Below are 14440 nucleotides of genomic sequence, written 5' to 3' on the forward strand. Positions count from 1 at the left end.
CCTACTTTTGACGCGAACCAATCGCGTGAAGTATGGCCAATTCGACAATCAGCCGCATCGGCGGTCCGAATGAGTAAAATAAGACAGATCCTAAGAATGTACAGCCAGGGCCGCAGCAAGCTTTCAATAGCAGCCCAAACTGGTGTGTCCCGCAATACAGCAAAGAGGTACATGGCTACTTTTGATGCGAGCGGGCTAACCTTCGAACAGGTCAATACGCTGAATGATAAGGAGCTGGACGACTTCTTCGGAACGGTTAAAGAACAGCCCCCCAAAGACAGGTTACTGAACCTGCAACGTTGTTTTCCAAACATCGATAAAGAGCTTAAGCGGACTGGTGTCACGCGCCATATGCTTTGGGAAGCCTATAAAAAGGAGTTTCCCGATGGTTTTGGATATACCGCCCGGCGGCCCGGCCAGTTTTGCTTCCACCTCACCAATTGGAAGGCCCGGGTAAACCCTGTGATGCACCGCCCGGCGGCCCGGCAGGACCACAAGGCGGGCGATAAGCTGTATATTGATTTTGCAGGCGTTAAACTAAGTATTGCAGATAAGCAGACCGGTGAATTAACTGAGGTTGAAGTGTTTGTGGCTATCCTTGGGGCCAGCCAGCTTACGTATGTGGAAGCGGTCAACAGCCAGCAAAAAGAAGACCTGATCGCAGCCTGTGAAAATACGTTTCACTATATCGGTGGCGTACCGGCAGCGATTGTCCCCGACAACCGCCGGGCGGCCCCGCTTAAAGCAGCTGTTATCAAAAGCAATAAATACGAACCAACGCTCAACGAAGCTTTTGCCGACTTTGCTGACCATTACGGAACTACCATATTGCCTGCCCGCGCTTATCGGCCAAGAGATAAGGCGTTGCCGGGCCGCCGGTGCGGTGGAAGGGGCCGTGAAAATCGTTTATAGCCGCATTTACGCCCCTTTGAGGAAGCAGGTTTACAGCTCACTCTCTGAGCTAAACGCAGCCATATGGATTGCCCTTGAGACCCATAACAACCAACTGTTACGGGGCCGTAATTACAGCCGTAGGCTCCAGTTTGAAGAAATAGAACGCTCTGCATTGGCACCGCTCCCTGTTCTCCGATATGAATTTAAGAAGCAACTACATGCCACTGTGATGAAAAACGGGCATGTCTGCCTGAGCGTTGACAAGCATTATCGCCGGGCGACCCCGTACAGCGTGCCTTACCGGTTTATAGGTAAAAAGATCAAACTGCTGTTCTCCAATTCTTTGGTTGAAGCCTATTACCATTACGAGCGCATTGCCCTGCATAAACGCGTCAAAAGCCCCTACAATTATTCTACTGATAAAGAACATCTGGCCAGTACACACCGCTTCGTAACCGACTGGACGCCAGACCGGTTTTTGGAATGGGCTTCCTCAATACACGAAGACGTCAGGTTGTATATCCATAAAATCCTGGACCGCAAACAACATCCCGAACAGGCTTACCGGTCTTGCGTGGGCATCTTATCCTTCGCTAAAAAGGCTGGTGAACAAAGGTTGATCAGTGCGTGCCAGAGGGCACTCAGCTATGGTATTTACAACTACAAAACGATCCACCGGGCCGCCGGGCGGACAATACTGGAAAAGAATATGGACCAATATGAAGACAGCCTGTTTGCAGACGAATTGCCCATGCCCCATCATGATAATATCAGGGGCGAAGACTATTACCAATAATCCTTTAAACAAATAATACAATGAACACCGACACATTGGAGAAGTTACGCAAGCTCAATCGCACCGGCGACCCGGTTCCATGGTATGTTCCATGCCTTTAAAAGCAGCTTGGAAAGCGGGAAAACCGACGATTACACCGCCGATGAACTTTTAGCCCATCTGGTTGATGCTGAATGGGATGACAGGCATAACCGGCGTGTAGAGCGACAAATTAATTATGCCAGGTTCCGCTACAAAGCGATGGTTGAAAATATCCATTACCATGCCGACCGGAGTATCGAACGTAACCAGATCATGCGCTTGTCGGACCGCCGATGCGGCCGAATGCTCTTTTATTGCCCGTAACGAGAACCTGTTGATCACAGGCAGTACCGGGATCGGGAAAAGCTATGTGGCATCCGCCATTGGTCACCAGGCTTGTATCCTGGGCTACCGCGTTCTATATGCCAGTACACCTAAGTTATTCGCCCGCTTGAAGATGGCCAAGGCCGATGGGTCCTATATCAAGGAAATTGCAAAGATAGAACGGCAGCACCTGCTCATCCTTGACGACTTTGGGATCCAACCCTTCGATGCCAAGAGCCGGGCAGCCCTGATGGAAATAATCGAAGACAGGCACGGCAAGACATCGCTGATTATCACTTCCCAATTACCGGTCAGCAAATGGCATGAAGTAATCGGAGAAAAAACCATTGCTGATGCGATCCTGGACCGGATTGTACATGACGCACATCGGGTGGAGCTCAGGGGGGAATCGATGAGAAAAAAACGAAAAATGGAGCCTGAAAACAGCTACCAATAAAAACACTTTTTATTTACTAATTTTGAACCCGCTTCTACAGCATTTTTTGCCTTCGGCCGCCAGATAATCAGGTGGTCAATTTGCCACGGAATCAGGTGGTCAACTTCTCCGAAATACCCATACAGGGTAGCAGATCTACGCTATAACCACCAACAGCAGTACCCGCTAAGGGGAAGCTGGCAGAAGTGACGACGCACACCATCAATCACAAGGATATTATAGCATTGACAGCTAATTAGACAAAATCTTTGAATAATGTTAAATCTAGAGACTTTGAAGAGCCTTTAATATTTCAAAACCCATCTGAGTCTGGAACGGATCAGGATTTAGAGATGAATTTGTCAGGATTACAACACCGGTTTTTGAAGACTTATCAAATCCGATAAAGGAAGTATAGCCTCCATTTCCACCATTTTTCCAGGTGATATTTTGATTATCGGCTGAAAAAAGGCTCCATCCCAAGCCAATGCCATCCTGATGATCTCCCGAATATTCGAAGGTGGGCTTGTGCGTAAGCGATATCGCCTGTCCCAGCAAATTGTTTTGGGGATTCATATTCGCGTCAAGATATATTAACATGTCATCCAGGTTTGATATCAATGATCCAGTACCTTGCAGGATGTTTTCCATGTATTTAGCCCACGAGTCAACCTTTCTATTCCCATAGTAACCCGGCACTAGATTTTGCAGCTGCTCACTGGAAAAAGACACTGTGGTATGTTTCATGCCGAGAGGTACTGTCACACGTGAGGCAATCATATCCTCGTAATCTGTTTTATTCAATATACTTAAAATCTGGCCAAGTAACCCATAGCCCACATTAGAATATTCATATTGCGTTCCGGGCTCTCTTTTTAATGTATAACCATTTATAAATTCATACATTTTTTCCTCGGAATACCCTATATAAGGATTAAAAGCTTCTTTGTCCATATTTTCAGGCGTTCGGGGTAAACCCGATGTATGATTGGCAAGTTGTCGTAATGTTATCTTTTTCCCATTAAAAGATGGGACCTTTACCCTTGCCGGCAGGTATTTTTCAATTGGGTCATCCAAGTTTAAATTTTCACGAAAATGCATATCCGCTAGGGCCAGGGCGGTGAATGTTTTTGTGATAGAAGCCAGCTCTAAAACTGACTTCGACGTGATTTTCTGATCTGTCCCCAGCTCCTTTTCTCCATAACTATAAACGGATTTTGAACCATCTTTAATTATACCTACAATAATACCCACATTCGCCCCCATGGCTATATACGGATAAACAGCATTATCAATAGCAGTATTGATTGTTTCCGGAGCAGGCGCTTTGTCCTCACAAGAGCTTAACAGCCCGGTAAAAATCATGATGAGAATTTTAAGATATTTTGATGAAACGATTTTCATGACTATTTTAAATTGTTTTTTAAACTGTGATCAATTGAAATTCTTAGACCTGGAAACACATAATTATAAACTCCAAACTCTCTATTTGTTTTGGATAGCGACCCAATTTCAGAGGATAAATAAAGTTGAGTCGAGACAGCGTAAGAGTGAAACATCCGGAACTTGACGCCAATCGCCAGAGGAATTCCAGTACTTAATTTGTTGACGTAACGACCAATGTCTATTGACTTGTCATCGTATCTGATTTTTGCTTGCAGCAGGTAAGAGAACTCTAGGCCAGACTGAACCGTAAAGATTAATTTTCTTGCCGGAGACGAATTATATCCAATCCATATTGGTAATTTCAGATAGTTCAAATTTGTTTTTCTCTGCTGATATCCTCCCCCTTCCAGGCTATAAAGAAGGTCGGTGCCAATGCTAAGCTTTCTGCCCGCATTGTATAATACTCCGATTCCCTGTGTTGTGCGAACTCTAAAATGATATGGCGCAACTTTGAGAAAATCCAGTATGGGAACGCCGGTATTGTAGCGAAACGTGGTTGCTGATGGTAAAAGCCTCACGCCCACAGCAAGCTTATTTTGTGAATAACAAACCCTGCATGAAAGCACGGCAAATAAAATGGCTGTAATTTTTAAAATATTCTTCATAGCTAAAAAATGTCGGTTCCAGGGCTGAGCGCTGGTGCAGTTTGTAATTTTACCCGACAAAAGTAGCAGCCATAAAAACGTTTAACGTTCCGATATATATATATTAACTGTAAGTAATATACTCAAAATCAAACACTTGATAAATCGGAACTTATTTCTGATTCATTTCCGTGAATATTTCTATCGCGAAATTCCTTCGGTGAGCAGCCGGTGTGTTTTTTGAATGCGGTATTAAATGCGGTTTTAGAATTAAAGCGTGATTCGTAGGCTATACCCAGAATACTTAAATGGCTGTAATCACTACTTGACAGCATCTTTTTACATTCCTCCAATCTATATCTGTTTATAAATGTGTAAAAATTTTCGCCAAAACAAGTGTTGATCAGATAAGAGGTTTGGTAGGTATTAAGAAGTAGAATTTTCCCAAGCTTAGGCAATGTTATCTCACTATCCATGTATGGTTTTTCTGCTTCCATTATTTCCAACAGCCTTTTTTGATACACTTCCAGTTTTTGATCGCTGATTGTCTTTTTCTTTTGAAGTAAGGAATTATCAGTTCCACTACGATCCGCCTTGTTAACGTTGGCAGGAGGTGAATCTGCAATCGGTTCATTTTCTGGACTGGGCTCTAGTTTTACGGCATACCGATGGTCGTTAACTAAATCCGAAAAGCTCTCGACCTGCCCCTTCGAAAATGAAAAGACGTCTTTTTGTTTTACAACCTGTAAACCAACATAATAAAAACCGATGAGATAGATTAAAGGAAAAATACCAGAATTTTGTGCATTTACGAAAATGACCTCGGCAAAAGAAATTGCGAACAGTATACTCAGCCCGATAATTGCATTGCGCAGCCAATGATAATCATTGTCAGGAAGATTTGATACAAACAGCGGGAGTGTTTCCCGATGCCTGTTTAAAGTCAAAATCGAATAATACTGATAGCACAACGCCTGAACAAAAAACAGAAGAATTAATACTATTTCAATAGGCTCGCTGCCAGTAGAAACTGCAATATTCCCAAGTGTCTTGTTATCTGTATTTGTAAAAATATAAATTTTCAGATAAATCCCCAGCATGGCAAGGTAGGGAATAAAGTGATAGAGAATACGTATGGACAATTTTTGAGAAACGGAGGTTAAATAGACAACGGCCAGATAAATTAGTGGTGCGAAAAGGTACAACACAGGCTGCAAAACCACAGCCAGCCAAGGGTGCTGAGCATAAACACCCGTAGCGATTAAGACTTCATCCGCAAAATCAAAGGAAAGGCAAACGAAAAGAAGTGCTAGGAATCGGTATCCAGTTGAATTGTAACTTTTTTTATATGCCGTCAAAATAGCTAAAAAGAGCAGACAGCTGATGGTACCGGTATTAAGTATGATACTCTGCATAAACTTTGGGTTGGGTCCGCCAAGTTAAACAGATTATAATACTCCGAAAATCTGGACAGCTGCTTAAATTTCTATTTTATTAGTTGACTATGAAAAAAGAACGCAGAAAATTCAGTGTGAGCTTCAACCGGGTCGCCGGAGCGAGCCAAAGTAGCCATTGAAGCGATAAAGAGGGGTATAAAAAAATGCCCAAGTCGTTGTGCGCTGCTTTGCGTGAAGGCATTTCCAAGCTGTAGTGACAGCAGGATGACCAGGTAAAAGGGTGAGGTTCATCTATAAAAATATCGTTGATAAAGCTTATTTTTGATCATACGCCGCCAGGCAAGGTCTTTTGCAAGCTCAAGATGTTTTTATTAAGATCAAAACTACTTCGCCGTCAATTCCTCCAGGATCTTCTTGCCAGGCAGGTTTCCCGGAAACATTTCCACTGACTTCCGGTACATATCAATGGCGTCTTTACGCTTGCCGCTTTGCAGTAGCGCTTTACCATAGCTATCATACGTATTCCAACTTAGCGGGTAGAGCAAAGTACATAACTTTAGCGCTTCCAAGGCGGCCTCGTTGTGCCGGTCAGCCAAAAGTTCCAAACCCAACTCATTCAACTCTCGCTCATCCGTAAAATAATGAGTTGTATCACCCTTGTACCTATTAAAAAACGATGCCGCCGCATCTGCACCCTCTTTTAACAATACCCCCACATAGGGGAGAAAAAGCGATCGCTGGCGTGGCGGTTCGGGCGGAAAAAACTTAGTGCCGTAAACGATATTGAATGTCTCCTTACACGCATAACCAAACCCCGTGCTTTCCGCATTATCCAGCAGAATCAGTGTCCTGCGGGTCTTCCGGTCATGCCAGAAGAAAGTAAAAAAACCTGGTTCCCGCCCCGTATGCATCACCATTTTGCCGAGATCGTTGACCGGCAGGAACCAGCCCAGGCCATAAGCCGCGCGCCCAAACTCCCCATCCGGCATCGCCGGTTTCCCACTGCTTAGGCGGTAAGCTGTGAAAGCCTCTTCGGTTAATGTTCTGCCTAATAACTTGTAGGTATCCAGCGCCAGCGCGAACTTCAGCATGTCAGCCGCCGTACTCACCACATTCGTCGGGCCATACAGATCACGCATATTATAGCTCCAGCGCCTCACTTTCTTACTCGCTTCAATGCTTTCCAGATCACCCAAATAATGATGACGTACCAGATACCCGGTGACCCGGTTGGTATCATCTACCCGGCTTCCCAATAAATAACTATCCTTCATGCCCGCCGGAATGAAGATGTGCTTTTGCAGATAATCCGCAAAAGATTCGCCGCTTACCTTTTCCACCACCAGGGCCAGCAAGGCAAAGCCGATATTATTGTACCGCCACTGACTTCCCGGGGCAAACGCCAAGGGCGTGTTCGATTTTATCAAAGCCGGAACGATGAGCTGGTTGCTGACCCGCAAACCAGTGTCTGCATCGATCAACGGGAAGAACAACTCCTCCTTATCCGGCAAACCAGACGTATGGCTCAACAGATGCCGGATGGTCAATGTGTGGTAAGTAAGATCCGGGAGAAAGTGTGCTACCCGGTCATCTAGCCGGAGCTTACCTTTTTCGGCCAGTTGGAGGATCGCTAAAGCGGTAAACGTTTTAGACACCGATCCGATCTGGAAGGCGGACCGGCTCGTGTTTTTCTTTCGCTCATTCATTTGTGCATAGCCCACCGAGCGAGCATAGACTACCCGGTCGCCCTGAGCCACCAGCACATTGCCATTGAAATGACTTGCGGTGTCCAATACGTTGAATAGACTATCAAGTTTCTGCGCGTTTTGCGCGAACAGAGAAACATTGATCAATAAAAAACAGGCGACCAGCGCGGACTTTAATAATCTCATAAATCACAGAAATAAAGCAAAGCTCAAGCAAAAGCCATGCCATAGTCAAAAAGTACCGCCACGGCGCCTAAACGTACATTTTTAGCATTTTCATGATACAGAAATGTGCGTTATCGAACACTACGTTCGGATATCTGCAACAATTCTCCCGGTAGCATCCCATTAGGTTATATTCTTGGGCCTGCACAACATTTCCAAAATCGCCTCATAGTATTTTCCCAAAGGTTCAAGTCCGACTTGCTTTCTCTGCTCATCCACATGCTTAGGATCGGCTAGGTGGGTTGGCAAGATGATCCCGTCATTACTATCGAACAGATTGCCGGTTTTATCATCACTAGGTTGGGTACCATACAATTGTTCCTCCTGGTTATTGCGCTGTACCCGGTCGTATAAGTATGCGTAGTACTTACTGCTGACGTTGCCCTTTTTGTATTGCTCGTCCAGCACGAGCAACATCGCTTACCTGGAACTTCGGTCACTGTCAGCATGCTGGATCAGGACAAAGAAATGGTACACGGCGTCCGCACCTACCAGGTTCGCTCTCGGATATCCATAGCGATCGTAGATGGCTTTTGCCACTTTTAAGCCATGCACGTAGGTTTGTTTCTTTAAAGAATCCTGGAGTTCTAAGCTGTCTTTGGGCGCGTTTCTTTCACTCATCGCCATTAGCTTCTGCTCCACAGCCTGATCTTCCTGGTATAAACTGTCAATGGTCTTGACCAAACGCTGGTTAACCTGTGCACGAGCGGTCGCACCGAACAAACTTAACAGTACGATATAACATATATGTCATGATCATAGGACGCTAAATATCGACAGATGTGACAAATTCTCTAAGCCGGGCAATTTGATAAATGAAGAGGCTTCGACTATTTTTTACTGCTGGAAAGCTACGCTTAATAGTTTGCGGCTGATCGCTTCAACCGATACATGGGCATTCACGGAAACAGCGAGAAAAATTTTCGTCTTGATATCGTAAATCAGCAAAGCGCGATAAGTTTCCGTACCTCCTGTATGCCCTACCCACTGGTCTGGCTGGCCGGCAATCTCCATAAAGTCAGTAACCATCATTCCCCGTCCATAAAACATGCCTTTATCGGGCATAGGGTACAGATCTTGCAGGCGGGCAGCAACGGTCGCTTTGGGAATGACCGTGCCATTGAGCAGTGCAAATAAAAGCACGGCCATGTCTTGGGCATTGGAAACGATATCGCCCGCGCCCAGCGGTACGGAATAATCTTCATCTACCGCTGATCCGTCGGCAGCATGCCCTTTTTGCGAGATCAGCCAGCACGACGGGACCGGTCAATACCTTTAGTGAGGATAAATGCAAGGGAGCGGCAATGCGCTGCTGTACGGATTCCGCATAACTGCGGTTATCCACCTGCTGGATGATCATGGCCAATAGCAGGTAGCCCGTATTGCTATAGGACCAGTATTTCCCGGGTGGGAATAGATTCTTTTGCAGCAAAGCGATGTTGATCAGGTCCTCAGGCGTATAATGTTTTTCTTTCTTGAAGAGGGCAGGGTCCGTATTAAAACTGGCCAGTCCACTAGTATGGTCCAACAATTGGCCAATACTGATCTCTCTTGCATTTTCAAACTGCGGGAACCATTTCGCCAGTTTGTCGTTGTAACTTAATTTTCCTTCCAGCACCAACTGGTCAATGACCGTGGCCGTGATCAGCTTGGTCACGCTTGCCCAGTAGAACACACTGCTGCGGTCTGCCTTTTGCTGATCGGGCTGCGATAGAAAACCCGTCGTTGTTTGCCAAAGCCCTTTACCCGGGATCAGCATCGCTGCGGTGATACCAGGCATTCTGGTAACCGGGAACAATCGACTGATCGTGGCGTCCAGGGAATCTTTTAGGCGGCCCGTTAGCGGTTGGGCAGGCCGATAAGCTGCTGCAGTGAATGAAAGAACAGCTTCGGTAAGTGGAGCGTGTTTTTTAAAGACCTGGGCCTGTAGGTCATTTTTGTCACAGCCGGAAATGATGGCGCCTAAAGCCAGGAGCCAAAGTAAACCTATGTTTGGAAAACGCATATTTTTTTATTTGCAAAACTAAACGCCCGCCTGTTGTAAAAATAGAATAATATTAGCCTAAAGTCTACGGAAATGGCTGGGAAGAAAACCCGTAAACTGCTTGAAATTCCTGATGAAATGGCTTTGATCGGCAAAACCGCATTGAAATGCAACAGTAACTAACGGCATATCCGTATCCTTGAGCAAAGCCAGGCTGCGTTCGATCCGCATCTTACGGAGGTATTCGCCGAATGACATCCCAAAATAGCTCGCGAAGTTCTTAGATATGGTCACGGGATGGACTTGTAGTGCCGCTGACAGTTCACGCAAGGTTAAGTTTTTGTTCCATTCATCCTGCAAAAGTTCCTCTAACCTTTTGGCCCATAATGGTTTTTTGCCGGAATAGGTATCTTCCGCGCCACTGAGCAGGTCAAGCACTGACATCATGATCGAGGTTCCCGCCGTGGGAGAACCGCGGCGTATATCGCTGACGATACGCAGCATATTTGATTTATAATGAGCGACATGCAACGTGGTCAGGCGATAGGCCTTGAAAAAGTGTTCGGGTATTTCAAGGTTGATATTCCTGCACGAAGGTGCGCCCGAGATCGTCCGGTGCCATTCACCCGGCGCGAAAAAGGCGATATCGCCGGGTTTTCGTTCAAAACTACCGTTTTTCCTGCTTTCCATATTTCCGCCCTCCAGCACAAAACTGATCACGGCATGCTCATGATAATGAAACTCCCGGAAGCAATAGCCGACAGCATAATTGCTGATCGTAGTGATCAGGCCGTCAAGCGCGATCGTTTGATCTATCCGGCCTGAATATTGCCCGGCGGCTAAAATTACAGGGTTATTGGTCACGGTTATGAAACGGTCATTTGTGGGTTTTATTATTAAAAAAAACGGTGGATATTCGCCCTATCAGCTGCATTTGGCGTAAAGTATCTATCCCGGTAAGTTAAGGAGCGCCGCAGCGCATTAGCTTGGGCGTGCCCCATATCAAAAAATTTATTTTTGTGCAACCAAAACCATTTTGTTCGGTCTTGCTCAAAAAAATGAATATCTAATGAAATATAAAAAACTATTTTTAGGTCTTATCGCTACCATTATCGTTTGTGGCATTGCTAAAGCACAGGGAACCCGGCCAGGCAAAGAAACCCGTGAACTGATAACGGAGATCAAAAAGGTTATTCATAAAGAAAGCCTGGTAAAAGAACGTATTCGCCAGCAGGAGCTGGATCAGGAACTTGCCGGACCTTCGATAACCAAAAGGACATGCAATTCGCCAATAAGCTAATAGAACAGATCGCCGCACTGGACGGTAACGGAACAGATAGCTGGATCATAGACCTTAGAGATAACTGGGGCGGTAACCGCTGGCCAATGCTCGCTGGCCTGGCACCAATTATTGGCGAAAGTTTGGTCTGCTATAATTGATATCTCGGCAAAAGAGAATTCATACCCTTGAATATTAACAATGCTATGATCAATTATTCAAATTTGAAAACTCAAAAATATATCATCCGTAACCCCTATAAAAAAAGTGCGATACTCCTCAGTCATCAAACAGGGAGCAGCGGTGAGATGGTGGCTATTGCGCTTTTAGGATTCCCTCGGACCACCTCCTTTGGTGCGCAGACCGCGGGTTATTCTACCATAAATCAAACCTATAGCTTTTGCCACGGCAGTCAGTTGTTTTTGGCAACAGATTATTCTGCGGATAAGAATAAGAAAATCTATCAAAATGGTACTCAGCCGGACTTTAAGCTTGACAAAGCACTAGGGGAACCAGAAATCATAGCGTTCGTAAAAAGGCGGCTGCTCAACGAATAAATAATTGTATAAGAATGTATATTGTCTATCTTATCAATCTGACCAGTAAGTGCAACTTCTTTAGTATCCCCGCAATTGACATTTCAGTCTCTACCAATTGTATGCGACTTGATTGAACCTATCAAATTAAGAATTACAAAATCCGGGGCTAACTTGGAGATATCGATTTTAACAAAGAATTCCCGGTTCATATAGCTATCGTAAGTTATTTAGTGACCAGGCACTTTAAGCTACCTTCTTGGAAATGACAGCATCCACGCTATACTTTCCCGCTCCCAGCAACAAAGAGGTGACATAGCCGACTAACAGCAAGAAACCCGCAGCTCCTTCGCCGACAATATCCCCCTGGTGCGCTACAAAAACAATTGTAAATGCAGTTATGATAAGTGGAATGAGTACAATCCGTGTTAGCAGTCCTATCGCAAGCAAGATGGAACAAAAAAATTCAGCTCCAATGGCCAGTGCCAGCGAGACAGGATCGCTCAGTCCTAGAAAGGTCATGAAAGAGTTCCTTAGCTCAGCGAAATGGGTCAATTTTTCATATCCGTGAGGGAGCATAGCAATACCCAGACCTAGGCGCAGCCATAAGCTGGCAATATTTGTAGACGAAGTGGTGTGGCCACCTTCTGCCGAAGAATTTTTCTGCATAGTAATAGATTATCTAAAGAGTTTTTCTTGTGAGAGGGAGCGCATCCCATTCTCGTTAACTAGGTCTGATGCCCTAATACAAAGTAAGTAATCGCCTTGGCCAACAGAGCAATCAAATGACAAACTCGTTGTTTTTAATGACGAACTTGATTGGTCATTTTGATTTTGAAAGTCTTTCCACTTTCATTTTTGTCGTGCAGGCCATAAACCGCATACGCAATATCCGTTTCCTAGTGGTGGCCAGAAGCCAATACACCTTTCCTATTGAAGTACTTCAAGCAATTCACGTCGATAAGTGTTCCCGATCGGCAATGTGACACTTTTGTCCAACTGAACCTGTCCACCGGTAATTTTCTGTATCTTCTTCAATGCAACTATATAGGATTTATGGATACGCATAAAACGCGCCTTATCGAGCTTATTCTCTATCTCAGTGGTTGTCATTGGACTCAGATAGGTCGCCTCGGTGGTATAAACCCTGACGTAATTTCCCCAGCTTTGGACATAGAGTATATGCTCAAGCTCGACCCTAAGAATATTCCCGTCCACCTTCAACATTAAGAAATCCGATGCGGCGGTCCGGCCGCCAGCCCCAGACCCCACCGGACTGACAGGCCTGTAACGGGTGAGAACCTTATCGACAGCCGCCATAAACCGGGGCAGCTCTATGGGTTTCACCAGGTAATCCACTACCTGGTACTTGTAGCTATCCAGGGCATATTGACTGTGCGCGGTAGTCAATACAACCAACGGCGGGTGTGACATGGCAGCCAACATTTCCATACCTGAAAGCCCTGGCATGTTGATATCCAAAAAAATAACATCTACGGGATTACTATAACAGTGATCCATTGCCTGAAGGGCGTTGTGGAATGAACCGCAAAGGGTTAGGAATGAAATGTCATGAAGGTAGTGTGTGATTACCCGATGTGCACCCTCTTCATCGTCAACGATGATACAACGCAATGGCTCCATAGTTCAAAAATTCTTTAGCTGTAATATCAAGGTTGTCCGGTAGCTGTCTTCGTTAGCGGCGGTAAGAAAACTATATTGCCCGTTGTACAGGAGCTCCAGGCGCTGCTCAATGTTTTTCAGCCCAATACCAGTGGAGTCCTGTTTCAAAGATAAGTCCGGTAGCGAATTCTGTATATCGAGTATCAACCGGTGATCCTTCACCTCAATGGTGATATCGATAAACCAGGTTGCCGTAACGGTCAGGCTATGCTTGAATGCATTTTCTACCAGGGTAATCAGGATCAAAGGCGCGATCTGGTAACTGCGGAGTAGTGAGCTATCCGGGGGAGTATTGAAGGAGATAGCGCACCTATTGCCGACCCGCTCCTTTTCCATAATAATGTAGTTGCGAACGAATTCGATTTCCTCCTGGATACTTACCGTCGATTTTGTGCCGTTTTCTAATTGATATCTCATCAGCCCGGACAGTTGCAGGATAAGCTCAGGCACCCTCGCCGGTTCGGTCAGGCTCACACCATAGAGGTTATTAAACATATTGAAAAAGAAATGGGGATTCAACTGAGCATGCAGGAACTTGATATTCATTTCACTAAGCAGTAGCTGGTCATGGTACCGATTCTGCACAGCTATGGAATATTGACGGGCCAGGGAAAATGACATAATGGTAATGGTACTAACCGTACAAATAACAAAATGGTAAATAAACGAAATGACAAAACCGTCCTCGAAATAAAAAGCGGGAGCAAGCCAAAGGTAGTTAGCAGTATAAAGCAGTAGCGCCCCCGCCAATGTTGTAACGATGCTCACTACCGCGTACATGCCATACTGCTTTTTAAGCATCAGCGGAAGTATAAAGAACCGATGCAATTGCGCCTGCAGATAAAGGATGAGAAAGAAAGCCAGCCCTTTTAAAAGTCCGATTACTGTATCTACTTCTATCCATTCGTGCAACATGGTCAGAATGAACATGGCAACGAAGAATCCACCTTCCTGGACATACACGCTTAAATACCATTTCCTTTTCTCTGACATATAACTGACTTTTGTATCGAACGCTCAAAATTCTGCTTTTTCTCCCGATCCGGCAAGAATAGATGACAAACGTTGTTAGTCATCAAAACCATGAGGTTGCTCATTTACATTTTAGCCGCAGCTGAGGAACATTTTT

At 45.2% G+C, this 14440-nt stretch carries 17 protein-coding genes and 1 pseudogene; 6 read left to right on the top strand and 12 right to left on the bottom strand.

Annotation, left to right across the window (positions count from 1 at the left end; translation table 11 throughout):
- Positions 1-69: 69 nt before the first annotated feature.
- From istA to KOE27_RS29880, 4 genes are all read left to right on the top strand, one after another.
- Positions 70-912: an IS21 family transposase gene (gene istA, locus KOE27_RS18485; protein ID WP_215240297.1), complete on the top strand. Its 843-nt coding sequence runs from the start codon at positions 70-72 to the stop codon at positions 910-912.
- A complete protein-coding gene (locus KOE27_RS18490) occupies positions 896-1690 on the top strand; it encodes a Mu transposase domain-containing protein (protein ID WP_215240298.1) in 795 nt (264 codons plus the stop codon). Before istA ends, KOE27_RS18490 begins: the two co-directional genes overlap by 17 nt.
- An 84-nt stretch (positions 1691-1774) precedes the next feature.
- Positions 1775-2035 (top strand): ATP-binding protein, encoded by a 261-nt coding sequence (locus KOE27_RS29875; RefSeq protein ID WP_215240299.1) that lies wholly within the window; start codon positions 1775-1777, stop codon positions 2033-2035.
- A 10-nt stretch (positions 2036-2045) separates the two neighbouring features.
- Positions 2046-2492 carry an ATP-binding protein gene (locus KOE27_RS29880; protein WP_255573838.1) on the top strand — a complete coding sequence of 149 codons (447 nt, stop codon included), beginning with the start codon at positions 2046-2048 and terminating at the stop codon, positions 2490-2492.
- Positions 2493-2756: 264 nt separating this feature from the next.
- Here KOE27_RS29880 and KOE27_RS18505 read toward each other — a convergent pair whose 3' ends face one another.
- The 9 genes from KOE27_RS18505 to KOE27_RS18545 form a co-directional block, all read right to left on the bottom strand.
- Positions 2757-3875 carry a serine hydrolase domain-containing protein gene (locus tag KOE27_RS18505; RefSeq protein ID WP_215240301.1) on the bottom strand — a complete coding sequence of 373 codons (1119 nt, stop codon included), beginning with the start codon at positions 3873-3875 and terminating at the stop codon, positions 2757-2759.
- Positions 3876-3877: 2 nt separating this feature from the next.
- Positions 3878-4522: an outer membrane beta-barrel protein gene (locus KOE27_RS18510; protein ID WP_215240302.1), complete on the bottom strand. Its 645-nt coding sequence runs from the start codon at positions 4520-4522 to the stop codon at positions 3878-3880.
- A 128-nt stretch (positions 4523-4650) separates the two neighbouring features.
- A complete protein-coding gene (locus KOE27_RS18515) occupies positions 4651-5916 on the bottom strand; it encodes a helix-turn-helix domain-containing protein (protein WP_215240303.1) in 1266 nt (421 codons plus the stop codon).
- Positions 5917-6281: 365 nt separating this feature from the next.
- Positions 6282-7790, bottom strand: coding sequence for a serine hydrolase domain-containing protein (locus KOE27_RS18520; protein WP_215240304.1), 1509 nt, complete (start codon positions 7788-7790; stop codon positions 6282-6284).
- A 162-nt stretch (positions 7791-7952) separates the two neighbouring features.
- The gene (locus tag KOE27_RS18525) at positions 7953-8237 is read right to left on the bottom strand and encodes a hypothetical protein (protein WP_215240305.1); all 285 of its coding nucleotides are present in this window, start codon (positions 8235-8237) and stop codon (positions 7953-7955) included.
- Between the two features lie 12 nt (positions 8238-8249).
- On the bottom strand, positions 8250-8552 hold the full coding sequence (locus tag KOE27_RS18530) for a hypothetical protein (RefSeq protein WP_215240306.1): 303 nt from the start codon (positions 8550-8552) through the stop codon (positions 8250-8252).
- A gap of 114 nt (positions 8553-8666) precedes the next feature.
- A complete protein-coding gene (locus KOE27_RS29885) occupies positions 8667-9077 on the bottom strand; it encodes a serine hydrolase (RefSeq protein ID WP_215241676.1) in 411 nt (136 codons plus the stop codon).
- On the bottom strand, positions 9031-9834 hold the full coding sequence (locus KOE27_RS29890) for a serine hydrolase domain-containing protein (protein WP_215240307.1): 804 nt from the start codon (positions 9832-9834) through the stop codon (positions 9031-9033). The genes KOE27_RS29885 and KOE27_RS29890 overlap by 47 nt, the downstream gene beginning before the upstream one ends.
- A gap of 57 nt (positions 9835-9891) precedes the next feature.
- On the bottom strand, positions 9892-10677 hold the full coding sequence (locus tag KOE27_RS18545) for a helix-turn-helix transcriptional regulator (RefSeq protein ID WP_215240308.1): 786 nt from the start codon (positions 10675-10677) through the stop codon (positions 9892-9894).
- Between the two features lie 205 nt (positions 10678-10882).
- On the opposite strand from KOE27_RS18545, the gene KOE27_RS18550 reads away from it, so the two are divergent.
- Both KOE27_RS18550 and KOE27_RS29670 read left to right on the top strand, forming a co-directional pair.
- Positions 10883-11113 carry a hypothetical protein gene (locus KOE27_RS18550; RefSeq protein ID WP_215240309.1) on the top strand — a complete coding sequence of 77 codons (231 nt, stop codon included), beginning with the start codon at positions 10883-10885 and terminating at the stop codon, positions 11111-11113.
- Positions 11092-11649, top strand: a pseudogene (locus tag KOE27_RS29670) (S41 family peptidase). Before KOE27_RS18550 ends, KOE27_RS29670 begins: the two are co-directional and overlap by 22 nt.
- A 225-nt stretch (positions 11650-11874) precedes the next feature.
- Here KOE27_RS29670 and KOE27_RS18565 read toward each other — a convergent pair.
- From KOE27_RS18565 to KOE27_RS18575, 3 genes are all read right to left on the bottom strand, one after another.
- Positions 11875-12297, bottom strand: coding sequence for a DoxX family protein (locus KOE27_RS18565; RefSeq protein WP_215240312.1), 423 nt, complete (start codon positions 12295-12297; stop codon positions 11875-11877).
- Between the two features lie 261 nt (positions 12298-12558).
- Complete coding sequence (locus KOE27_RS18570) at positions 12559-13272, bottom strand: LytR/AlgR family response regulator transcription factor (RefSeq protein WP_215240313.1); 714 nt, start codon at positions 13270-13272, stop codon at positions 12559-12561.
- A gap of 3 nt (positions 13273-13275) precedes the next feature.
- Positions 13276-14304, bottom strand: a complete 1029-nt coding sequence (locus tag KOE27_RS18575) for a sensor histidine kinase (protein WP_215240314.1) — start codon at positions 14302-14304, stop codon at positions 13276-13278.
- Positions 14305-14440: the final 136 nt, after the last annotated feature.

Origin of the sequence: Dyadobacter sp. CECT 9275 (assembly GCF_907164905.1) — a bacterium.
Classification (GTDB): Bacteria; Bacteroidota; Bacteroidia; order Cytophagales; family Spirosomataceae; genus Dyadobacter; species Dyadobacter helix.

Bases quoted from the DNA above. Each gene is read 5' to 3' on its own strand.
- KOE27_RS18570 (WP_215240313.1), bottom strand. From the start codon at position 13,272: ATGGAGCCATTGCGTTGTATCATCGTTGACGATGAAGAGGGTGCACAT.
- KOE27_RS18550 (WP_215240309.1), top strand. From the start codon at position 10,883: ATGAAATATAAAAAACTATTTTTAGGTCTTATCGCTACCATTATCGTT.
- KOE27_RS29890 (WP_215240307.1), bottom strand. From the start codon at position 9,834: ATGCGTTTTCCAAACATAGGTTTACTTTGGCTCCTGGCTTTAGGCGCC.
- istA (WP_215240297.1), top strand. From the start codon at position 70: ATGAGTAAAATAAGACAGATCCTAAGAATGTACAGCCAGGGCCGCAGC.
- KOE27_RS18515 (WP_215240303.1), bottom strand. From the start codon at position 5,916: ATGCAGAGTATCATACTTAATACCGGTACCATCAGCTGTCTGCTCTTT.
- KOE27_RS29875 (WP_215240299.1), top strand. From the start codon at position 1,775: ATGTTCCATGCCTTTAAAAGCAGCTTGGAAAGCGGGAAAACCGACGAT.
- KOE27_RS18565 (WP_215240312.1), bottom strand. From the start codon at position 12,297: ATGCAGAAAAATTCTTCGGCAGAAGGTGGCCACACCACTTCGTCTACA.
- KOE27_RS18510 (WP_215240302.1), bottom strand. From the start codon at position 4,522: ATGAAGAATATTTTAAAAATTACAGCCATTTTATTTGCCGTGCTTTCA.
- KOE27_RS18505 (WP_215240301.1), bottom strand. From the start codon at position 3,875: ATGAAAATCGTTTCATCAAAATATCTTAAAATTCTCATCATGATTTTT.
- KOE27_RS18520 (WP_215240304.1), bottom strand. From the start codon at position 7,790: ATGAGATTATTAAAGTCCGCGCTGGTCGCCTGTTTTTTATTGATCAAT.
- KOE27_RS18575 (WP_215240314.1), bottom strand. From the start codon at position 14,304: ATGTCAGAGAAAAGGAAATGGTATTTAAGCGTGTATGTCCAGGAAGGT.